Origin of the sequence: Bacillus sp. ISL-51, from assembly GCF_018613535.1 — a bacterium.
GTDB lineage: Bacteria > Bacillota > Bacilli > Bacillales > Bacillaceae > Bacillus.
In genome coordinates this window covers 165427-186195 of record NZ_JAGGQB010000009.1, presented here as the reverse complement: position 1 = coordinate 186195, position 20769 = coordinate 165427, and the positions used below count along the sequence as shown (strand labels likewise).

Below are 20769 nucleotides of genomic sequence, written 5' to 3'. Positions count from 1 at the left end.
CCGCTGTCACCCGCTTTAATTGACGACTTGAAATGAACCAAATCCTTCAATCGCGACCACGTCTCCAACATAAAGCTTTCTGCCGCGGCGATTGTCCGGTTCATTGTTGACAGTCACCTCATGCTCGCTCAGAAACCACTTCGCCATACCGCCGGACTGAATCACATCGGCTAATTTTAAAAACTGGCCAAGCGTAATCATTTCTGTATCAATCGAAATCGGATTTGCCATAATATCGACCTCTTTCAAATATCACTAATATCTAATTGTACTAAAAAATCCTGAAATAAGGAAAGGGAAAACTTGAGGGAGCGTCTGATGAATAGAAAAGCTGCCGAACCCAGCCGGCAGCAAATTCTTTTAATTAATACGTTCTGACCGGAAGGATGAGCTGAACGATGGTTTCATCATTCGGCGTACGGATAAGAAACGGTCTCATTGCTCCCGTGAAGCTGATGCGAATGTCCGATCCTTCAAGTACTTTCAGAGCGTCCATCATATATTTTGGACTAAATGAAATATTTAATTCCTCACCATCAATCTGGTCGGCAAGGACAGCTTCGACCACTTTCCCGATTTCAGGAGAGTTGGATGAAATTTCAAGCGATTCCGTCGGTTTAGCAGAAAGCTTAACGACGTTGTTCCGGCCTTCTCTTGCCAATAAAGAAGCGCGGTCTATCGCCTGTAAAAAATCTTTTGTGTTCACGACGATTTCTGTTTTGCTTTCCTGCGGAATCAGGCTGGTCGTGTCAGGATAGTTTCCGTCAAGCAATCGAGAAAAAAACAATACGTTTTTCGCTTTGAACAGAACTTGCGTTTCTGTAATGACGATATCGACCAGCTCTTGATTGTCATCGAGGATTTTGCTCAGTTCAGTTAAGCTTTTTCCCGGAATTACGACGTTATATGAGCTGTCTTCTGAAATATCGAGCTTCGCTTTTCTTAAAGCGAGGCGGTGGCTATCCGTCGCAGTGCATAATAATTCACCGTTTTCCACTTTCCAGTTTACACCTGTCAAGATAGGGCGTGTTTCTGAGGTGGACACAGCGAACACGGTTTGGCGAATTAAATTTTTCAAAAGGTCCGTCGGAATTTGAATGGCATGATGTTCTTCAATCTGGGGAAGATGAGGATATTCATCTGCATCAAGACCGTTCAGGTTAAATTCGGCTTTTCCGGAGCGGATAATCGTTAAATATTGATTTTGGACTTCAATTTCTACAGTTGCCATCGGCAGCTTTTTAACGATTTCACTGAAGAAGCGCGCTTGCAGCACAATGCTTCCCGGCTGATCAATCGTGACGATTTCTTTATCTTCTTCTTCTTTTGGGATGAAGGACTCAATCGAAATGTCAGAGTCGCTTCCTGTAAAAGAAACTCCTTCATCCGAAGCTACGATTTTGATACCGGTCAGAATGGGAATTGTTGTTCTGGATGAAACGGCTTTTAGAACGTCTTGGACACTTTCAACTAAACGATCTTTTTGAATCGTGAATTTCATTTTTATCCTCCTAACGGATAACTAATATAAATATATTTTTAAAATAGCAGTAGTAATAGTAGGGCCTGTGGATTTGTGGATAAGTTGTGAAAGAGACAGGAAACACAGCCTATCCACATGTGGACAGACTGTGTATGACTATTGAAAAGTTATTCACACTTTCCCGGGTTCATCCGAGGGCTCTATTATTTAAGCTGTTCTTTTATTTCTTTCACATGCTGCTGAAGCTGTTCGTCATCAATCAGCAGTTTTGAAATCTTTTCATGAGCGTGAATGACGGTTGTATGGTCTCTTCCGCCAAACTCTTCACCGATTTTAGGCAAAGAGGAGTCTGTCATTTCTCTGGACAGATACATGGCGATTTGTCTTGGATACGCAACGGATTTTGTCCGTTTTTTCGCTTTGAAATCCTCAAGCTTAATGTTGAACTGCTGGCCTACAATCCGCTGAATTTCTTTTATGGTAATGACCTTCGGCTTTGAAGACGGAATGATATCTTTTAACGCTTCTGCAGCCAGGTCGGCATTAATGTCTTTATTAATTAAGGATGAATAGGCCACAACCCGTATTAATGCCCCTTCCAGTTCTCTGATATTACTGTCAATCTGATTCGCGATGTAAAGCATGACCTCGTTCGGAATATCTAGGCCTTCCGCTTTCGCTTTTTTTCTCAGGATGGCAATCCTTGTTTCCAGATCAGGCGGCGTGATATCTGTAATCAGCCCCCATTCGAAACGCGAACGCAGCCGGTCTTCAAGAGTCGGAATCTCTTTTGGCGGCCTGTCACTGGAGATAACGATTTGTTTGCTTTCTTCATGAAGCGTGTTGAAGGTATGGAAAAACTCTTCCTGTGTTTGTTCTTTTCCGGCTAAAAATTGAATATCATCTATCAAAAGTACATCAACGTTGCGATAGCGGTTGCGGAAATCAACGGCTTTATTGTCGCGGATCGAGTTGATGAATTCATTTGTGAATTTTTCGGAAGACAGGTACACCACTTTGGCTGAAGGATTATGATCTATGACATAATGGCCGATTGCGTGCATTAAGTGGGTTTTTCCTAAGCCGACTCCCCCGTATATAAACAACGGGTTGTACGCTTTTGCGGGTGCTTCCGCTACAGCCAGTGACGCCGCATGGGCGAATCGGTTTCCCGATCCGATGACAAACGTGTCGAATGTATATTTCGGGTTGAGCATGCTTTGGGGAAAATCAGACGGTTCCTCTTTTGCCGCCTTTTTCACTTGAGGTTTCGGCATAAAGTCTTCCGCATCCTGATTTTGAGGGATGACAAACTTAATACTCAATTCTTCCCCGGTTAATTCATATATAGTATCTGCAATGAGATGTAAGTATCTGGACTCCAGCCAGTCTCTGGCAAATTCATTAGGAGCGGTGATCGTTAAGGTATCCCCGTGCAGTGAATGGGCTTTTGTTGATTTCATCCAAGTTTCGAAGCTCGGTTTGCTTAACTTTTTCTCTATTTGAGCTAAAGCTTGATTCCAAAGATCCAATATATTCTCCATTATCCGGCACAGCCCTCCTTTTCTTTAAAAATCAGTGTCTCTTCTTCTGTTATAGAACACAAAAAAAGAGCGTATGGCTCTGACCATTCGTACACATAAAATGTTGAAAACATATAGTATAGTAGAAAAATAGCTTTTCGACAAATTCCACAACTTGTGGACAACATTCTACACAAGCTGTGTGAAAACAATCCACAACTTATCCACACTCTGTGGATAAAGAGAATAGACAGGATAAGTAATTAAGAGTTAAAACACAAATATAATATCAAATTAAGCGAGGACTTGCAATGGTTCTCATGATCTTATCCACAAACCTGACAACTTGTTGAAAAATCGTTGTCCACAGGAGTTAGCAGTGTGAAAATGTTGTCGATAACGATTGTGGATATTAAAAAATGATTAAAAAGATATCCACATCCCGCTTTTTCACGGGGCTGAGCGGTTTTTTTTGCGTTAAAAAAAGGAATGTGAAAAATAAGGTTTCTAAACTGGTGAAGGTATGTTATCCTATTATGGTTGTAAGAAATAAAAGCACTGCTGAAGTTGACAATGAATAGGCAACACAAATATAATAAGTAAGACTGTCTTTAACAGCTATTCCTCGAGGGAGGTGTCATAAATGAAAAGAACATTCCAACCGAATAACCGTAAACGCAGTAAAGTTCATGGCTTCAGAAGCCGTATGAGTTCAAAAAACGGTCGTCTAGTATTAGCACGCCGTCGCCGCAAAGGCAGAAAAGTATTATCAGCTTAGGCCACTGAATAATGTCAGTGGTCTTTTTTCACATTAAGAGAAAAGATATGTCATGCGTCGCCCGGTACTGGAGAAATTTCTTCAGTATTCCGGCGGCCCGTTTTTTTTAGATAGAAATAAAAGTTTCTGCGAGTAAATATCGGAGTGAATCAGAGTGAAGAAGCGAAATCGGTTAAAGAAAAATGAAGATTTTCAAAAAGTGTTTAAACGCGGGACGTCTATGGCGAACCGCCAGTTCGTGCTGTATACGCTTGATCAGCCGCAGCAAAAAGAGCTTCGGGCAGGACTTTCTGTCAGTAAAAAAATCGGCAACGCGGTGGTGCGCAATCGGGTAAAGCGTTTAATCCGGCAGGCGATTCAGGAGGAAAGAGAGCTGCTGAAGCCGAAAGATTTTATTATTATTGCAAGAAAACCCGCTAGCGAACTCAGTTTTGAGGAAACGAAAAAAAGCCTGCAGCACTTATTTAGAAAAACCTCTTTATATAAGAAATCTTCGTCGAAATAGCTCATGTTTTGTTTTCTTCACGATTTTAAAAGCGCTTCCTTTTGATTGGCGAAAAATGACCGCCATTTTAAAACTGAAAGATGCTAAAATACATACAAGTGTTTATAAAGATTGGTATAGGAGGAAACGTTCTTGAAAAGGAGAATATGGTTACTACTGAGTATGGTCGGTATGCTCGTGCTGCTGGCTGGCTGCTCGAGTGTGAAAGAACCGATTACGGCAAACAGCCCGCATTTCTGGGACAAGTATATTGTGTACCCATTGTCGGAAGTCATTACGTATGTAGCGAAACTGACGGGAGACAACTACGGATTATCGATTATTATTGTCACTATTTTAATCCGCCTATTGATTTTGCCGCTGATGATCAAGCAGCTCCGAAGCTCTAAAGCGATGCAGGCGCTTCAGCCTGAGATGCAGAAGCTTAGAGAAAAATACAGCTCAAAAGATCAAAAAACGCAGCAAAAGCTTCAGCAGGAAACGATGGCCCTGTTTTCAAAGCATGGGGTTAACCCGCTGGCAGGCTGTTTTCCGATTCTGATCCAAATGCCGATTTTGATCGGATTTTACCACGCCATTATGCGGACGCAAGCCATTTCACAGCACAGCTTTTTGTGGTTTGATTTAGGAGAGAAAGATCCTTATTATATTCTTCCTATCGTTGCCGGTGTGGCCACATTTGTTCAGCAGAAGCTGATGATGGCCGGAAATCCTGCCCAAAACCCACAAATGGCGATGATGGTTTGGATTATGCCGATCATGATTATCGTATTTGCGATTAACTTCCCTAGTGCACTTTCTCTTTATTGGGTAGTCGGCAACCTGTTTATGATTGCCCAGACATTCCTGATTAAAGGGCCGGACATCAAAAAAGAGCCGGAAACGCAAAAAGCGGGAGGAAAGAAAAAGTGAGGAAGGTGACCGCTGCAGGACGACATGTCGAAGAAGCAGTGCAATCAGGCCTTCAAGAACTTCAATTAACAAGAGATCAAGTAGAAATGACAGTGGTGCAAGAAGGATATAAAGGGTTTTTGGGTATTTTCGGAAAAAAGAAGGCGATCGTAGAACTGGTTGAGAAAAAATTCCCCGTCCAGGAAGCAAAAGCGTATCTGGAAGGAATTATCAAAACGATTGCCGGTCCGTCTGAGGTCGCCGTCGAAGAAAGCAAAAAAACGGTTCACTTTTACATTAAAGGTGAAAAAGCGGCATTGCTGATAGGGAAAAGAGGCCAGACTTTAAATGCCCTTGAAACGCTGACGCAGCTCGTGTTAAACCGCGGCTCCGCCCAATATCGCCAAGCCGTGGTTGATGCAGAGAATTATCGCCAAAAAAGAAAAGAAATTTTGGATCAGCTGGCAAACCGGCTGGCCAATCAAGTGTTAAAGACGAAAAAGGATGTTCATTTAGAACCGATGCCGTCAGGTGAAAGAAAAATCATCCATGACGCCCTTTCGAAGCATCCAAAAATCAAAACCTTTTCTACCGGTGAAGGCCGGTATCGCCATCTCGTTATTTCCCATAAAGATAGCAAAAAACCGAAGTCCGGGTAAAATCGGAACTTCGGTTTTTTTATTCGAAAAAATGGCCGTTTTCCTTTATAGAATCACACTTTATGCGTTTAAGTTTTTGTTTTTTCGGTGTATGCTGTTGATAAAAAAAGTTTTAGGAAATAAAATTAATTGTTATTCACATGTGGATAAGTTAAAGTAATAAGGGATGAATTTCTGCTTCTGTGGATAACGTATCTTCCACTTCAAACCAAACTATGTTATCTTTTAATTTTGGCATAAATAAAATTTTTTTATATAGATGGAAACAGAGATAAAGAGAGGTGAACAGCATGGATACAATTGCAGCGATTTCCACTCCGATGGGGGAAGGCGCGATTGCGATCGTTCGGCTGAGCGGGCCTGAAGCCGTACAAATCGCCGACAGAATGTACAAGGGGCCGAAAGGGAAAACGCTCAGTTCGGCGGAATCCCATACCATTCATTACGGCCATATTGCAGACAGCCGGACGGGACGGATCATTGAGGAAGTGATGGTGTCTGTTTTAAGAGCGCCGAGAACATTCACGCGGGAAGACGTGATTGAAATCAATTGTCACGGAGGAATCGTAACCGTGAATCAAGTGCTCCAGCTTGCATTAAGAGAAGGGGCGAGATTGGCGGAACCTGGTGAGTTTACGAAGCGCGCATTTTTAAACGGGCGGATTGACCTTTCACAGGCGGAAGCCGTGATGGATTTAATCAGAGCGAAAACGGACCGTGCCATGAATGTCGCCATGAATCAAATGGAAGGGCGCCTTTCTGCGCTGGTCCGCCGTCTGCGGGATGAATTGTTAGAAACCCTCGCCCATGTTGAGGTAAATATAGATTATCCAGAATATGATGACGTGGAAGAAATGACGCATCAGCTATTAATAGAGAAGGCAAGCGGCGTGAAGAAAGAAATCGATGCGCTGCTTCGGACATCTGAGCAGGGGAAAATTTTGCGTGAAGGACTGTCTACCGTTATTATCGGCCGTCCGAACGTGGGAAAATCCTCTTTGCTTAACAGTCTTGTTCATGAAACGAAAGCGATTGTGACCGATATTCCGGGAACGACACGTGATGTGATTGAGGAATACGTCAATGTCCGAGGCGTGCCGCTCAGGCTCGTCGATACGGCGGGTATTCGTGAGACGGAGGACATCGTTGAAAGAATCGGAGTTGAGCGTTCACGTCAGGTTCTGAAGGAAGCGGATTTGATTTTGCTCGTGCTTAATTACAGCGAAGAGTTTTCTGAAGAAGATGTGAAGTTATTCGAAGCGGTTGAGGGGATGGACGTCATTGTCATTATGAATAAGACGGATCTTGAGGCTAAGATTGACGCTGAGCGCGTCACAGAGCTTGCAAACGGCCGTCCCGTCGTCACGACCTCATTGCTGAAAGAAGAAGGCATTAATGACTTAGAAGAAGCGATCCAGTCATTATTTTATACAGGAGCGATCGAAAGCGGAGATCTTACCTATGTCAGCAATACACGTCATATTTCAATTCTGCATCAGGCGAAACAAGCAATTGAAGACGCGCTTAACGGGATTGATCAGGATGTACCGATCGATATGGTGCAAATTGACTTGACACGATGCTGGGAACTGTTGGGCGAAATCATCGGTGATGCCGTCCACGAAAGCTTAATCGATCAGCTCTTTTCACAATTTTGTTTAGGAAAATAAAAGGGAGGAAAAAACCATGGGGTATGAAGCAGGCCAATACGACGTGATTGTCATTGGCGCCGGGCACGCCGGTGTTGAGGCTGCCCTCGCATCGGCGCGCCAAGGAGCCAAAACGCTTGTTTTGACGATTAATCTTGATATGGTTGCGTTTATGCCATGTAATCCGTCTGTCGGCGGCCCCGCGAAAGGGATTGTCGTCCGCGAAATTGACGCGCTCGGCGGAGAAATGGCTAGAAATATAGATAAAACTCATATTCAAATGAGAATGCTGAATACAGGAAAAGGACCGGCTGTGCGTGCGCTGCGTGCGCAGGCGGATAAATTCCAATACCAGCATGAGATGAAACATACGCTTGAAAAAACACCGAATGTAACGCTGCTGCAAGGAATTGCGGAGCGCTTAATTATTGAAGACGGAGAGTGCCGCGGCGTCATTACGCAAACCGGTGCTGAATATAAGGCGAAAACGGTAGTTCTGACAACCGGAACCTACCTGAGAGGAAGAATCATTTTAGGTGATTTATCTTACTCAAGCGGCCCGAATAACCAGCAGCCGTCTATTAAACTTTCTGAGCACTTGGAGGAGCTCGGTTTCGATCTTGTCCGTTTTAAAACGGGAACGCCTCCGCGTGTCTCAAGTGATTCGATTGATTACAGCAAAACGGAAATTCAGCCGGGGGATTCAGTTCCGCGTGCTTTCTCCTATGAAACTGTTGAGTACATTACGGATCAGCTTCCTTGCTGGTTGACTTATACGAGCCCTGAGACTCATGAGATCATCGACAGCAACCTGCACCGTTCGCCAATGTATTCCGGTATGATTAAGGGAACGGGGCCGAGATATTGCCCTTCCATTGAAGATAAAGTCGTCCGGTTTAATGATAAACCGCGCCATCAGATTTTCCTTGAGCCGGAAGGCAGAAATACGCAGGAAGTATATGTACAGGGATTATCCACAAGCCTTCCGGAGGATGTACAGCAGCGGATGCTTGCGACCATTCCGGGACTGGAAAATGTGCAAATGATGAGAGCCGGCTACGCGATTGAGTACGACGCAATTGTTCCGACGCAGCTTTGGCCTACACTGGAGACGAAAAAAATCCCTAACCTGTTTACAGCCGGTCAAATCAACGGTACATCAGGTTACGAGGAAGCGGCTGGACAAGGAATTATGGCAGGAATTAACGCCGGCCGTAAAGCGCTTGGAAAAGAAGAAGTCATTCTCAGCCGTTCCGATGCTTATATCGGAGTATTAATTGATGACTTGGTTACGAAAGGCACCAATGAACCATACCGTCTATTGACTTCACGGGCGGAATACAGACTGCTGCTTCGTCATGACAACGCAGATCTCCGTCTGACGGAAATCGGGCATGACATCGGCTTAATTTCTGACGAGCGCTTTGAAGCGTTTGAAAAGAAAAAAGCGGCGATTGAGGCAGAGAAAAAACGCCTCTGGTCTGTTATTATCAAGCCGTCTGCTGAAAACCAGGAGTATATTCGGTCTCTCGGCGGAAGCGAATTAAAAGACGGGGTGCGCGGCACTGATTTGATGAAACGTCCCGAAATGAACTATGAAACGGTGGTAAAGCTTGCGCCGGCTGAATTCCCGGTTCCGCAAGATGTGGCGGAGCAAGTGGAAATCCAGGTGAAATATGAAGGGTATATTGAAAAATCCCTGCAGCAAGTTGAAAAGCTTAAGAAAATGGAAAACAAAAAAATTCCTGATCGGATTGATTATGACGCAATTAAAGGAATTGCCACAGAGGCCCGACAAAAGCTGAAAGAAGTGCGTCCTTTATCAGTTGCTCAGGCTTCACGTATTTCCGGTGTCAATCCGGCGGACATCTCAATCCTGCTTGTGTACTTAGAGCAGGGCCGTATTGCCAAGGTAGCTGAATAGAAAGGATGACGGCATGAATATAGAGGAATTTACATCCGGTTTAGCGGAGAAAGGGATTTCCCTTTCTGGCCGCCAGCTGGAGCAGTTCGAGTTGTATTATGAGATGCTCGTGGAATGGAACGAAAAAATGAACCTGACTTCCATTACTGAGAAGAAGGAAGTATATCTTAAGCATTTTTATGATTCGATTACGGCGGCATTCTATATTGATTTTGAAAATATTACAAGCCTTTGTGATGTGGGCGCGGGCGCCGGTTTCCCCAGTCTGCCCATCAAAATCTGCTTCCCGCATCTGCATGTCACCATTGTCGATTCACTAAATAAGCGGATTACCTTTTTGGAAACTTTATCTGACGCTTTACAATTGGAGCATACGACGTTTGTCCATGACAGGGCGGAGACATTCGGACAGCGAAAAGAAGTTCGGGAAAGCTTTGATCTCGTAACAGCCCGCGCAGTTGCGCGTCTTTCTGTGCTGAGTGAGCTTTGTCTGCCATTGGTCAAGAAAAACGGCATATTTGCCGCGTTAAAAGCGGCAGCGGCTGACGAAGAGCTGAAAGCGGGACAAAAGGCGATCAAAGTTTTAGGCGGAGAGCTTGAACATATCCATTCTTTCACACTTCCCGTTGAAGAAAGTGAGCGGAACATCATCATCATCCGCAAAACAAAAAGCACTCCGAAAAAATATCCGAGAAAACCGGGAACTCCTAATAAATCGCCAATTGAAGGGTAATTTAGACAGCCTGATGTGACAATTCCATCATATTTTCTTCAAAATTGATGAAGATTCAGCAGGAAAAACCATGAGAAAATAGAATTATAAAAATGGCAGTTTTTAAAGGTGGTGTAGGTACATGAAGCATTCATTCTCTCGTTTCTTCGGGCTTGGTGAGAAGGAAGAGGAACCGGAGATAGCTGAGCATGATACAAACAAAGAAGAGATACTCGAAATACCGGTACATGCTATCGTTCCCAACCGTTTTCAGCCACGCACCATTTTCTCAGATGAAAAAATCAAAGAGTTAGCAATGACTATTCATACACACGGCATTATTCAGCCGATTGTTGTCAGACATACAGAACAAGAAGGACAATATGAGCTCATTGCGGGTGAAAGGCGCTGGAGAGCGGTACAGACGCTCGAATGGGAGAAGATTCCCGCTATTATAAAGGATTTCTCTGATACGGAAACAGCATCTGTCGCTTTGATTGAAAACCTGCAAAGGGAAGAATTGTCTTCTATTGAGGAAGCGCATGCATATGCAAGGCTGTTAGAGCTGCACGATTTGACGCAGGAAGCCTTGGCGCAGCGATTAGGAAAAGGCCAGTCAACGATTGCGAACAAACTCCGCTTGTTAAAGCTGCCTGAACCAGTCCAGGATGCGATTATGGAGAAAAAAATTACGGAACGCCATGCGAGAGCCATGATTCCGCTCAAGCAACCCGACCTCCAAATCACATTGCTCGCGGAAATCATTGAGAAAAGCTTAAACGTAAAGCAGACAGAGGACCGTGTGGTTAAAATGCTTGAACAAGATAAGCGGAAACCGAAACCGAGACGCAAGGCGTTCAGCAGGGATACGAGAATTGCGATGAATACGATCCGCCAGTCACTGTCAATGGTTGAAGACAGCGGCGTCAGGCTGAATACCGAGGAAGAAGAATTCGAAGAGTACATTCAATTGACGATTCGGATACCTAAATAAAAACTCTCCTGATTAGCAGGGGAGTTTTTATTTTATAAGGAAAAAATAATTATATTAAAATAACAATATTTCATTTTCACCATAACTTCAAAAGTGTAAAAATTTTCTTTCTGCAACGTAAAATGCCTTTTTACAGTCAAAAAAGTACCGTGATGAGAGAATTTATAAGAGAAAGCGGTTTTTTACTTTACATTTTTTTCTCTTACCGATAAACAAATTATGAAAAAAATAAAACGCTTTACTCTTTTTTTGATAATATAGAGTCAAGACAGTACATGTTCATGTGAAGGTAGGTGACATCGTGGGAAAAATCATAGCAATTACGAACCAAAAAGGCGGAGTCGGAAAAACGACGACTTCTGTTAATCTTGGGGCTTGTTTGGCTTACATAGGTAAAAGGGTTCTTCTTGTTGATATCGATCCGCAGGGTAATGCAACGAGCGGATTAGGGATTGAAAAAGCCGATGTGGATCATTGTGTGTACGATATTCTAGTAGATGACGCAGATGTAACAGGTATTATTAAACCGACTTCAGTAGAGAACTTAGATGTCATTCCGGCCACGATACAGCTTGCAGGAGCGGAAATAGAATTGGTTCCGACGATCTCAAGGGAGGTCCGGTTAAAAAGAGCATTAGAATCAGTTAAACAAAATTATGATTATATGATTATCGATTGTCCTCCGTCTCTCGGGTTATTAACGATCAACGCGCTTACCGCCTCAGATTCAGTCGTTATCCCGGTTCAATGCGAATATTACGCTCTTGAAGGATTGAGCCAATTATTAAATACAGTGCGGCTCGTGCAAAAGCATTTAAATACCGACTTAATGATTGAAGGAGTTCTTCTGACAATGCTTGATGCGAGAACAAATCTCGGCATTCAGGTTATAGAAGAGGTGAAGAAATACTTTAGAGATAAGGTGTACCAAACCATTATCCCTCGCAATGTCCGTTTAAGTGAGGCGCCAAGTCACGGCAAGCCGATTATATTATACGATCCGCGTTCGAGAGGTGCGGAAGTATATTTAGATCTAGCAAAGGAAGTGGCAGCGAATGGCTAAAGGTGGGCTCGGAAAAGGGATTAATGCGTTGTTTAATCAAGTTGATTTGTCTGAAGAGACAGTTGAGGAAATTAAAATCAGCGATTTACGACCTAATCCTTATCAGCCAAGAAAGCATTTTGACGATGAGTCATTAGCAGAATTAAAAGAATCTGTTTTACAGCATGGCATTCTCCAGCCCATTATAGTAAGAAAATCGTTAAAGGGCTATGATATTGTGGCCGGTGAACGCCGTTATCGTGCCGCTAAGCTTGCCGGCAAAGATACTGTGCCAGCTATTGTGCGTGAGTTATCTGAATCACTGATGCGGGAAATCGCCTTATTGGAAAACCTTCAGCGTGAAGACTTATCACCGCTCGAAGAAGCCTTGGCATATGATTCGCTCCTGAAACATTTAGATCTTACGCAAGAACAATTAGCTAAACGGCTCGGAAAAAGCAGGCCTCATATTGCCAACCATCTAAGATTACTGACACTGCCTGAGAGCATCCAGCAGCTGATTGCCGAAGGCACGTTATCTATGGGGCATGGCAGAACGTTGCTTGGTTTGAAAAATAAGAATAAGCTCGAACCGCTAGTTAAGAAAGTAGTTGACGAACAGCTAAACGTTCGCCAGCTGGAGCAGCTGATTCAGCAGTTAAACAGCAATGTTCCACGTGAAACAAAGAAAAAAGATCCTGTTCAGGATGTTGTCTTAAAAGAACGAGAATCGTATTTGCAAAATTACTTCGGGACAACTGTAAATATTAAAAGACAAAAGAAAAAGGGGAAAATTGAGATTGAATTTTTCTCTAACGATGATCTTGAGCGTATTCTTGAGCTTTTGTCTGAAAGGGAATCTTAAAAAACCATCTTTTTTGAAAGATGGTTTTTTATATGCGCCTCGTAAGCTTTTGAAACGGATTAAGCCGTTCCTGTCTTCCTTCTGCCTTATCTGTTAATTGTAAGCCCTCAGCTAAAACATTTGCCATGCTCATGACGAGGTGGAGCCTCGTGTTTTGCAGGACAAAATACTCCATAAACCCGCTGACATTGACAATGCCATTAATGTGAATGTCACCGATCTCAGGCAGATCTTTCTGTACGCCCGCTCCGGGTTTGAGCGGCCCATCACCGATTTGAAATGACCCTACGCTTTTGACGCGGCCTAAACATGCATCGACCGCAATAATAAACGGGTTTCTATGTATGTGTTGAATTTCCTTTAGTTTGTCTTTCATATTCACGGCATGAACCGGGTCTGACAGAGTTCCGTATACATGCAATCTGCCTAACTCCATTTTCTCTAATTTTGATCCCACGAGCGGACCTAATGAATCTCCGGTAGATCGATCTGTGCCGATACACACGGTTACTAACGGCCTGCCGGCTGCTTTACGTAATGATGAAGTGAGGATTGTTTGTATATGGTTTGCGGCAGCAGAATCCGTATGTGAAACATATTGCTTTGCCCGCTCTTGAGAAAAAAGCCCGCCTTTTCGATTCATAGGGTTCACTTCCTTGTCATGTCATACGAATATTACATTGAAGTTTTCTGAGATGGTTGTTTACAGTATATCCAGCGGCATCTTTTTTTATGCTTATGTGAGTGGTTAGCTGTGCGGTAAGTTTTAAAAGAAGGTAAGGAATAGAGGGAAGAATAAAAAATGAATCTGTAGCGCTACTCCAAGTTCATATGTGAATTAAGAAATAAGACCATATCGATATATCGTTGTTTTATAGTTTTCATGCTCTTTTTGCGAAGAGGGGATCTATCACAAAAAAGAAGTCTGAGTATTCAATATTTATCATTGTATCATATTTGTCCCGTTTGTATGAATGATTGCCGAAGTCCCTCAATATAGTAGCAGTATGCGGGAACAAGCAGAATTTTTTACCTATGAGGTGATAAGGTTGTGGAGAGCCGGGATGAGGTGGATGCTGCTCATATTAAGCAGCCTGATTGGAGCCGGATATGCAAGCGGACAGGAAATATGGCAGTTTTTCGGCGTGGAAAGCGGACTGGCTATTGTGTTGTTTACGGTCATGTTCAGCATTTCGGCTTATATCGTGATGAAGATCAGCTACCGGGTTCAATCTGCGCATTTCTTACCGGTGCTTGAGCATCTTATGGGGCCGCTGCTTGCCAAAATCTATGATGTTCTTATTATGTTTTATTTATTTTCGACAACAATGGTAATGATTGCGGGAGGCGGAGTGACCCTGCAGATGTACAAGCTTCCGTTTTGGATTGGCATTTTGCTTTTTTGCGGGGTTACCGTTTGTTTATTCTTTTGGGATATCAAAGGAATATTATCGTTAAATAGCATTTTGATACCGATTCTTGTGGCTGGCCTGCTTTATGCATTGATTTTTTTTCAGACAACCCATCACTATACATGGACCATTGATTTGGCACGGCAATACAATTGGCCGGCGAGTATTACATTTACCTCTTTAAATATTCTTTCGGTTGTGGCGATCCTTTCTTCTGTCGGGAAGGATATGAAGGGACTTGGGGAAGCGAAAATCGCCAGTGTGGCGAGCGGGTTGATCTTTGGCGTCATTTCATTTGTTTATAATGAGACACTTGTACAGCTTTCAGGAAGTCTTTCACAATATGAGATCCCCCTTTTCGCCGTTCTTGAGGGTGCTCCTTATCCGTTATTTCTCTGTATGACCGCCGTGCTGTTTTTGGCGATATATACAACAACTGTGGCAGGGTTATTCGGATTGTCGAGCCGTATGCTTGCGTTTGTAAAAATGCCGAGGTGGGCGCTCGTTTTTCTCCTTTTGGCCGCGATGGTGCCTTTTACAACAATTGGTTTTTCAGATTTGATCGCTTTTTTATATCCTATTTACGGGCTTTTGAATCTTTATTTGCTGGTGTGTTTGCTGCTTTATCCTATATTAGGTAAATGGAAAAAAATATAAGGGTCAATTTGAGTGCGGTCATTGCTCTTATCCGCTCTTTTTTTGTACAATAAATAAAGCAGTCTATGAAGAGAGGTGAAGGGTCTTGGCGGATAAAGACTTTGGCCTGAATGATATTGTTGAAATGAAGAAACCGCACCCGTGCGGTGAGAACAGATGGAAAATCATTCGGATGGGAATGGATATTCGGATTAAATGCATGGGATGTTCCCACAGTGTCATGATTCCGAGAAGAGATTTTGAAAGAAAGCTGAAAAAAGTACTCGTCAAGCATGAGGAGCCTACATCATAGAGGCTGGCGCTCATGCTTTTTCATATAGAAGAGAGGGAGAGACCTGATGAGCAAAGTGCATCAGTCAGCGTGTCCGCTGAATTGCTGGGACAGCTGCGGTTTTTTGGTGACAGTAGAGGACGGCAAGGTAACAAAAGTAGACGGCGACCCGAATCATCCCATTACAGAAGGAAAAATCTGCGGCCGGGGCAGAATGCTTGAGACGAAAACCAATGCACCGGAACGGCTTCGTTTCCCCTTGAAAAAGCAGAACGGCGAGTTTGTCCGCATTTCCTGGGAGCAGGCATTGGATGAAATTGCGGAAAAAATGGCGGTAATCAAGGAGACAGCAGGCACAACCGCGGTGCTTCATAGCCATGATTATGCCAATAACGGTCTGTTAAAGGCACTTGACCAGCGTTTTTTCAATGGCTACGGCGGTGTGACTGAGATTACGGGAAGCATTTGCTGGGGTTCCGGCATTGAAGCGCAGCGATGGGATTTCGGGCGCTCTTATGGGCATGGGCCGCTTGATATTTATCATAGTAAGCATGTCATTGTATGGGGCAGAAACGTTTCCCGTACGAATATGCATCTCTATCATCACTTGCAGCAGGTGAAGAAAAAGGGTGTGACACTGACGGTCATTGACCCGATTTTCAACCCGACTGCGAAGCTTGCGGATCGTTATATCTCTGTCAAACCGGGAATGGATGGCTGGCTTGCCGCAGGTGTATTAAAAATATTGCGGCAAACCGGCAGAACGGATACGGATTTTATTCAGCAGCATTCCGTCGGTTTTGAAGAAATAGAAAAGCTGTTACAAACGATCTCGTTAGAAGAAATTACTGAGAAAACAGAAACGGATATAGAAGAACTTGAATATCTTGCTAATTTATATGCCGATGGACCCACTTCTACGTTTATGGGTCTTGGGATGCAGCGATATAAAAATGGCGGCGGGACGATACGCTGGATTGACGCTTTGGCTGCTGCGAGCGGGAATGTCGGGATCAAAGGCGGCGGAGCGAATTTTGGGAATGTCCAAGTCGGTGAAAGCTTTGCAAAACCCGGTATCACACGTCCTGAACTGAAAAAAAGCACGAGAACGTTTTCGATGATGACGCAGGCCAAAGAGGCGCTCAATGCGGCTGATCCTCCTATTAAGATGATCGTTGTCACGTGCGGCAATCCGCTCACGCAAGTGCCCAATACCGGAAAAGTAAAGGAAGCGTTTGAGAAAACGCCGGTCACAGTGGCCGTTGATTCTATCATGACCGATACGGCGAAGCTCTGTGACTATGTTTTGCCGACGGCTGTTGTTTTTGAAGAAGAGGATATTTATTACTCAAGCATGTATCATCATTATGTACAATACGGCAAAAAGCTTGTGGAACCGCAGGGAGAAGCAAAATCCGATCGCTGGATTTGGACAGAGCTTGCAAAGCGTCTCGGATTCGGTGAGCTGTTTGACTATAGCGCGGAAGAATTTTTGCAAATGGGGCTTTCTTCTTTGGAGCCAGAGGGAATCACCCTTGAAAAATTAAAGGAAAAGGGCCATTTGCCGCTTCCGGTTAAGCAGGTTCCGTGGGATGATTATCAATTTTTGACGCCGAGCGGGAAATTTGAGTTTGTGTCTTCTCTTGCAGAGGAGAAAGGATACAGCGGCCTGCCTCAATTGGAAGTGCCGGAAGAGTCTGTTTATCATGACGGAGAGCTTGCTGAGAAATACCCGTATACGTTATTGTCCATTCATCCGCAGCGCTCTAATCATTCGCAGCACGTCCCGTTTATTGATAAGCTTCAGCAGGTGCAGGTGGATCTTTCACCGGATATTGCGGAGGAGCTTTCTCTTCAGGACGGAGATACGGCTGAAGTGTTCAATGACCGGGGGCGTCTGCGCGGAAAGGTGAAAGTGATGAAGAAGGCACACCCGAAGACGGTGAATATAGATGAAGGCATGTGGTCTGTATTCGGCGGCTCGGTCAACACGCTCACAAATGATACAAATTCCGATAATGGAATGGGAAGTACGCTTTTTGACTGTCTGGTAGCGGTTAAAAAAGGATAATCTAAGGAAAGAGAGAGCCGGAAATGCTTTTTTCCCAGCTTGTCTTTTCACATGAACCTCCTTATAATTGCTCTAGGTTTAACGTTTATACGATGATGGTTTGATATAGAGGAGATGAAAGAATGGCTTTAACTGCTGGAATTGTCGGTTTGCCGAATGTCGGAAAATCGACGTTGTTTAATGCAATTACCCAGGCTGGTGCCGAATCAGCCAACTACCCGTTCTGTACGATTGATCCGAACGTCGGAATCGTGGAAGTGCCTGACGAACGTCTGCAAAAGCTGACTGAACTGGTCAAACCGAAAAAAACGGTGCCGACTGCGTTTGAGTTTACAGATATCGCCGGGATTGTAAAAGGCGCGTCAAAAGGTGAAGGACTCGGAAATAAATTTCTTTCACATATTCGCCAGGTTGATGCGATCTGCCACGTTGTGCGTGCATTCGCTGACGACAATATTACACACGTTTCCGGAAAAGTTGATCCGATTGATGATATTGAAACGATTAACCTTGAGCTGATCCTTGCTGACATGGAGACGGTCGAAAAACGCATCGTGCGTGTGAGCAAGCTTGCAAAGCAAAAAGACAAAGAAGCTGTTATCGAGTTTGATATTTTGTCTAAATTAAAAGAGGCGTTTGAGCAAGAAAAGCCGGCCCGTTCCGTTGAATTTACGGAAGAACAGCAAAAGCTTGTAAAACAGCTTCATTTGCTGACGTCAAAACCGGTGCTGTATGTGGCGAATGTGAGCGAAGATGAAGTGGCTGATCCGTCAGGAAATGAATACGTCGCGAGAATCCGTGAGTATGCTGCGGGCGAAAACGCCGAAGTCATTGTCGTCTGCGCGAAAATTGAATCTGAAATTGCTGAGCTGGAAGGCGAAGAAAAACAAATGTTCCTTGAAGAGCTCGGAATCGAAGAATCAGGTCTTGATCAGCTGATTAAGGCATCCTATTCTCTTCTCGGCCTTGCGACATACTTCACGGCAGGCGAACAGGAAGTCCGTGCATGGACCTTCAAAAAAGGCATGAAAGCCCCTGAGTGTGCGGGAATCATTCACACTGACTTTGAACGCGGATTTATCCGCGCTGAAACGGTTGCTTATGAGGATCTTCTCGCAGGCGGCGGTATGTCAGGAGCTAAGGAAGCCGGAAAAGTGCGCCTTGAAGGTAAGGAATATGTTGTAAAAGACGGAGATGTTATTCATTTCCGATTTAATGTATAGGACACTGTTGTAAAGGGACAAGAGCTTTGGTATAATATAAACTTGTGAGTAATAGAATTATTGCTCCTTGCCCATTTAGGGCCGCTTAGTCCAAAAGGAGGTGCAAACAGATGAGAAAGTACGAAGTTATGTACATTATCCGTCCGAACATTGACGATGAGTCAAAGAAGGCAGTTATCGAGCGTTTCAGCAACGTTTTGACTTCTAACGGAGCGGAGATCACTGGAACAAAAGATTGGGGTAAACGTCGTTTAGCATACGAAATCAACGATTTCCGCGACGGTTTCTACCAAATCGTAAACGTTCAGTCTGATGCTGCAGCGGTTGCTGAATTCGACCGTTTGGCTAAGATCAGTGACGACATCATTCGCCACATCGTTGTTAAAGAAGAAGAATAAGCAATTTGAAATATATAATGTTAAAAGGTGGTCTTTCTTATGCTTAACCGAGTTGTATTAGTCGGAAGACTGACAAAAGACCCAGAGCTTCGTTATACGCCAAACGGTGCGGCTGTTGCCACGTTTACTCTTGCTGTGAATCGTACATTCACGAATCAGTCCGGAGAACGTGAAGCCGATTTCATTAATTGTGTCACTTGGAGAAGACAAGCCGAAAACGTTGCAAATTTCCTCAAAAAAGGAAGCCTTGCAGGCGTAGACGGCCGACTGCAGACAAGAAACTATGAAAACCAGCAGGGACAGCGTGTCTTCGTGACCGAAGTCCAAGCTGAAAGTGTTCAATTTCTTGAGCCTAAAAACGGCGGCGGTTCTGGTTCAGGTGGATACAACGAAGGAAACAGCGGCGGAGGCCAGTACTTTGGCGGAGGCCAAAATGATAATCCGTTCGGCGGAAATCAGAACAACCAGAGACGAAATCAAGGGAACAGCTTTAATGATGACCCATTTGCCAACGACGGCAAGCCGATTGACATCTCGGATGATGATCTTCCGTTCTAATAGATTATCGCTATATTCATAACAGGAAAGGTGGGAAATGACAATGGCAGGAGGACGCAGAGGCGGTCGTGCGAAACGCCGTAAGGTTTGTTACTTCACTTCTAACGGCATTACGCACATCGATTACAAAGATGTAGATCTTCTTAGAAAGTTTGTTTCTGAGCGTGGTAAAATTTTACCTCGCCGTGTAACTGGAACACACGCAAAATACCAACGTAAATTGACTATCGCGATCAAACGCGCACGTCAAATGGCTTTACTTCCATACGTAACTGGCGAGTAAGCCGATAGATAAAAGAGCAAGGGCCTTTGGGTTCCTGCTCTTTTTTTGATTTATAGCACTGTTTCCGCCTGACCTCGTGTCTCCGAGAATTGCCCCTTTCAGTTTGTCCCTTTATCCGTTTCTTCCCTGCCAATCGCTTCAATACAGCGATGTACGGAGTGTTTCACATGAAACATTGAAAAAACAGCCGGGTTACTTCAAATGACCCCGATACGGTTTCATAAAGTTAATCTTTGTTATCTTGCTCGCCTATTCAAAAGTGCGTACATACGTACTGTTTTTGTTTATACTGAAGGAGGAGGTGATTCAGATGGGAACAGAAAGACATGTCCTGACGAAGGAAAAGTGGAACGCGATCATCCACAATGATTCTTCCTATGATGGGACGTTTTTTTACGCGGTGAAAACGACGGGGATTTTCTGCCGGCCTTCTTGTAAATCCAGAGTTCCGAATAAAGAAAATGTGGCGGTATTTCTAACGGCGGATGAGGCACTGGCCAAACACTACCGTCCGTGCAAACGATGCCGTCCGAACGGACTCCGTCTGCCTGATGAAGAGTGGGTCACGCAAATCACTGAGTATATCGACAGCCATTATCATGAATCACTTACTTTGGAGACGCTGGCTGATATGTGTCACGGAAGCCCGTATCATTTACAGCGGACATTTAAAAAAATCAGGGGCACGACTCCGAATGAATATATACAGAACATAAGGGTAGCAACGGCTGAGCGCCTTTTGAAGCTGACTGATAAGACAGTCACAGAGATCGGAATGGCCGTCGGGATTTCGAACACTTCCCATTTTGCGACTCTTTTTAAGAAGAAAACGGGAAGTTCGCCAACGGAGTACAGAAAATCACAAAGATAG

22 protein-coding genes are annotated in these 20769 nt (G+C 44.0%); 18 read left to right on the top strand and 4 right to left on the bottom strand.

Annotation, left to right across the window (positions count from 1 at the left end; all coding sequences use genetic code 11):
- Nucleotides 1–15 precede the first annotated feature (15 nt).
- The 3 genes from rlbA to dnaA all read right to left on the bottom strand — a co-directional run bounded on the left by rlbA (nt 16) and on the right by dnaA (nt 3027).
- Nucleotides 16–231 (bottom strand): ribosome maturation protein RlbA, encoded by a 216-nt coding sequence (gene rlbA, locus J7E26_RS14000; RefSeq protein WP_004392910.1) that lies wholly within the window; start codon nt 229–231, stop codon nt 16–18.
- 133 nt (nt 232–364) lie between these two features.
- Complete coding sequence (gene dnaN, locus J7E26_RS13995) at nt 365–1501, bottom strand: DNA polymerase III subunit beta (RefSeq protein WP_214800330.1); 1137 nt, start codon at nt 1499–1501, stop codon at nt 365–367.
- Nucleotides 1502–1686: 185 nt separating this feature from the next.
- Nucleotides 1687–3027 carry a chromosomal replication initiator protein DnaA gene (dnaA, locus tag J7E26_RS13990; RefSeq protein WP_214800329.1) on the bottom strand — a complete coding sequence of 447 codons (1341 nt, stop codon included), beginning with the start codon at nt 3025–3027 and terminating at the stop codon, nt 1687–1689.
- Between the two features lie 622 nt (nt 3028–3649).
- On the opposite strand from dnaA, the gene rpmH reads away from it, so the two are divergent.
- The 10 genes from rpmH to J7E26_RS13940 all read left to right on the top strand — a co-directional run bounded on the left by rpmH (nt 3650) and on the right by J7E26_RS13940 (nt 13025).
- Nucleotides 3650–3784 carry a 50S ribosomal protein L34 gene (rpmH, locus tag J7E26_RS13985; RefSeq protein WP_003178075.1) on the top strand — a complete coding sequence of 45 codons (135 nt, stop codon included), beginning with the start codon at nt 3650–3652 and terminating at the stop codon, nt 3782–3784.
- A gap of 154 nt (nt 3785–3938) precedes the next feature.
- Nucleotides 3939–4289, top strand: a complete 351-nt coding sequence (rnpA, locus tag J7E26_RS13980) for a ribonuclease P protein component (protein ID WP_214800328.1) — start codon at nt 3939–3941, stop codon at nt 4287–4289.
- Nucleotides 4290–4451: 162 nt separating this feature from the next.
- On the top strand, nt 4452–5201 hold the full coding sequence (gene spoIIIJ / locus J7E26_RS13975) for a YidC family membrane integrase SpoIIIJ (RefSeq protein WP_061522737.1): 750 nt from the start codon (nt 4452–4454) through the stop codon (nt 5199–5201).
- Entirely contained in the window at nt 5198–5839 is a 642-nt protein-coding gene (gene jag / locus J7E26_RS13970) for an RNA-binding cell elongation regulator Jag/EloR (RefSeq protein ID WP_214800327.1), read from the top strand. The genes spoIIIJ and jag overlap by 4 nt, the downstream gene beginning before the upstream one ends.
- Nucleotides 5840–6129: 290 nt before the next feature.
- Nucleotides 6130–7509 (top strand): tRNA uridine-5-carboxymethylaminomethyl(34) synthesis GTPase MnmE, encoded by a 1380-nt coding sequence (mnmE, locus tag J7E26_RS13965; protein ID WP_214800326.1) that lies wholly within the window; start codon nt 6130–6132, stop codon nt 7507–7509.
- A gap of 16 nt (nt 7510–7525) precedes the next feature.
- A complete protein-coding gene (mnmG, locus tag J7E26_RS13960; RefSeq protein ID WP_214800325.1) occupies nt 7526–9412 on the top strand; it encodes a tRNA uridine-5-carboxymethylaminomethyl(34) synthesis enzyme MnmG in 1887 nt (628 codons plus the stop codon).
- Between the two features lie 13 nt (nt 9413–9425).
- Entirely contained in the window at nt 9426–10145 is a 720-nt protein-coding gene (gene rsmG, locus J7E26_RS13955; RefSeq protein ID WP_214800324.1) for a 16S rRNA (guanine(527)-N(7))-methyltransferase RsmG, read from the top strand.
- A 121-nt stretch (nt 10146–10266) separates the two neighbouring features.
- A complete protein-coding gene (gene noc, locus J7E26_RS13950; RefSeq protein ID WP_214800323.1) occupies nt 10267–11118 on the top strand; it encodes a nucleoid occlusion protein in 852 nt (283 codons plus the stop codon).
- A gap of 301 nt (nt 11119–11419) precedes the next feature.
- A complete protein-coding gene (soj, locus tag J7E26_RS13945) occupies nt 11420–12181 on the top strand; it encodes a ParA family protein (RefSeq protein WP_214800322.1) in 762 nt (253 codons plus the stop codon).
- Nucleotides 12174–13025 (top strand): ParB/RepB/Spo0J family partition protein, encoded by an 852-nt coding sequence (locus J7E26_RS13940; RefSeq protein ID WP_214800321.1) that lies wholly within the window; start codon nt 12174–12176, stop codon nt 13023–13025. Before soj ends, J7E26_RS13940 begins: the two co-directional genes overlap by 8 nt.
- A 28-nt stretch (nt 13026–13053) precedes the next feature.
- Here the strand turns inward: J7E26_RS13940 and yyaC are convergent, their stop codons facing one another.
- Nucleotides 13054–13668: a spore protease YyaC gene (yyaC, locus tag J7E26_RS13935; RefSeq protein ID WP_214800320.1), complete on the bottom strand. Its 615-nt coding sequence runs from the start codon at nt 13666–13668 to the stop codon at nt 13054–13056.
- Nucleotides 13669–14032: 364 nt separating this feature from the next.
- On the opposite strand from yyaC, the gene J7E26_RS13930 reads away from it, so the two are divergent.
- From J7E26_RS13930 to J7E26_RS13895, 8 genes are all read left to right on the top strand, one after another.
- Nucleotides 14033–15094: a YkvI family membrane protein gene (locus J7E26_RS13930; protein ID WP_214800319.1), complete on the top strand. Its 1062-nt coding sequence runs from the start codon at nt 14033–14035 to the stop codon at nt 15092–15094.
- Nucleotides 15095–15179: 85 nt separating this feature from the next.
- Nucleotides 15180–15386 carry a DUF951 domain-containing protein gene (locus J7E26_RS13925; RefSeq protein WP_007615075.1) on the top strand — a complete coding sequence of 69 codons (207 nt, stop codon included), beginning with the start codon at nt 15180–15182 and terminating at the stop codon, nt 15384–15386.
- 46 nt (nt 15387–15432) lie between these two features.
- Complete coding sequence (locus J7E26_RS13920) at nt 15433–17436, top strand: molybdopterin-dependent oxidoreductase (RefSeq protein WP_214800318.1); 2004 nt, start codon at nt 15433–15435, stop codon at nt 17434–17436.
- Nucleotides 17437–17558: 122 nt separating this feature from the next.
- Nucleotides 17559–18659: a redox-regulated ATPase YchF gene (gene ychF / locus J7E26_RS13915; protein WP_214800317.1), complete on the top strand. Its 1101-nt coding sequence runs from the start codon at nt 17559–17561 to the stop codon at nt 18657–18659.
- A gap of 110 nt (nt 18660–18769) precedes the next feature.
- Nucleotides 18770–19057 (top strand): 30S ribosomal protein S6, encoded by a 288-nt coding sequence (rpsF, locus tag J7E26_RS13910; RefSeq protein ID WP_061522749.1) that lies wholly within the window; start codon nt 18770–18772, stop codon nt 19055–19057.
- A gap of 39 nt (nt 19058–19096) precedes the next feature.
- Nucleotides 19097–19615 carry a single-stranded DNA-binding protein SsbA gene (ssbA, locus tag J7E26_RS13905; RefSeq protein ID WP_003219228.1) on the top strand — a complete coding sequence of 173 codons (519 nt, stop codon included), beginning with the start codon at nt 19097–19099 and terminating at the stop codon, nt 19613–19615.
- 43 nt (nt 19616–19658) lie between these two features.
- Nucleotides 19659–19898 carry a 30S ribosomal protein S18 gene (gene rpsR, locus J7E26_RS13900; protein WP_029325793.1) on the top strand — a complete coding sequence of 80 codons (240 nt, stop codon included), beginning with the start codon at nt 19659–19661 and terminating at the stop codon, nt 19896–19898.
- A gap of 310 nt (nt 19899–20208) precedes the next feature.
- A complete protein-coding gene (locus tag J7E26_RS13895; RefSeq protein ID WP_214800316.1) occupies nt 20209–20769 on the top strand; it encodes a bifunctional transcriptional activator/DNA repair enzyme AdaA in 561 nt (186 codons plus the stop codon).

Bases quoted from the DNA above. Each gene is read 5' to 3' on its own strand.
- rlbA (WP_004392910.1), bottom strand. From the start codon at position 231: ATGGCAAATCCGATTTCGATTGATACAGAAATGATTACGCTTGGCCAG.
- dnaN (WP_214800330.1), bottom strand. From the start codon at position 1,501: ATGAAATTCACGATTCAAAAAGATCGTTTAGTTGAAAGTGTCCAAGAC.
- dnaA (WP_214800329.1), bottom strand. From the start codon at position 3,027: ATGGAGAATATATTGGATCTTTGGAATCAAGCTTTAGCTCAAATAGAG.
- rpmH (WP_003178075.1), top strand. From the start codon at position 3,650: ATGAAAAGAACATTCCAACCGAATAACCGTAAACGCAGTAAAGTTCAT.
- spoIIIJ (WP_061522737.1), top strand. From the start codon at position 4,452: ATGGTCGGTATGCTCGTGCTGCTGGCTGGCTGCTCGAGTGTGAAAGAA.
- mnmE (WP_214800326.1), top strand. From the start codon at position 6,130: ATGGATACAATTGCAGCGATTTCCACTCCGATGGGGGAAGGCGCGATT.
- mnmG (WP_214800325.1), top strand. From the start codon at position 7,526: ATGGGGTATGAAGCAGGCCAATACGACGTGATTGTCATTGGCGCCGGG.
- rsmG (WP_214800324.1), top strand. From the start codon at position 9,426: ATGAATATAGAGGAATTTACATCCGGTTTAGCGGAGAAAGGGATTTCC.
- noc (WP_214800323.1), top strand. From the start codon at position 10,267: ATGAAGCATTCATTCTCTCGTTTCTTCGGGCTTGGTGAGAAGGAAGAG.
- J7E26_RS13940 (WP_214800321.1), top strand. From the start codon at position 12,174: ATGGCTAAAGGTGGGCTCGGAAAAGGGATTAATGCGTTGTTTAATCAA.
- yyaC (WP_214800320.1), bottom strand. From the start codon at position 13,668: ATGAATCGAAAAGGCGGGCTTTTTTCTCAAGAGCGGGCAAAGCAATAT.
- J7E26_RS13930 (WP_214800319.1), top strand. From the start codon at position 14,033: ATGCGGGAACAAGCAGAATTTTTTACCTATGAGGTGATAAGGTTGTGG.
- J7E26_RS13920 (WP_214800318.1), top strand. From the start codon at position 15,433: ATGAGCAAAGTGCATCAGTCAGCGTGTCCGCTGAATTGCTGGGACAGC.
- ychF (WP_214800317.1), top strand. From the start codon at position 17,559: ATGGCTTTAACTGCTGGAATTGTCGGTTTGCCGAATGTCGGAAAATCG.
- rpsF (WP_061522749.1), top strand. From the start codon at position 18,770: ATGAGAAAGTACGAAGTTATGTACATTATCCGTCCGAACATTGACGAT.
- ssbA (WP_003219228.1), top strand. From the start codon at position 19,097: ATGCTTAACCGAGTTGTATTAGTCGGAAGACTGACAAAAGACCCAGAG.
- rpsR (WP_029325793.1), top strand. From the start codon at position 19,659: ATGGCAGGAGGACGCAGAGGCGGTCGTGCGAAACGCCGTAAGGTTTGT.
- J7E26_RS13895 (WP_214800316.1), top strand. From the start codon at position 20,209: ATGGGAACAGAAAGACATGTCCTGACGAAGGAAAAGTGGAACGCGATC.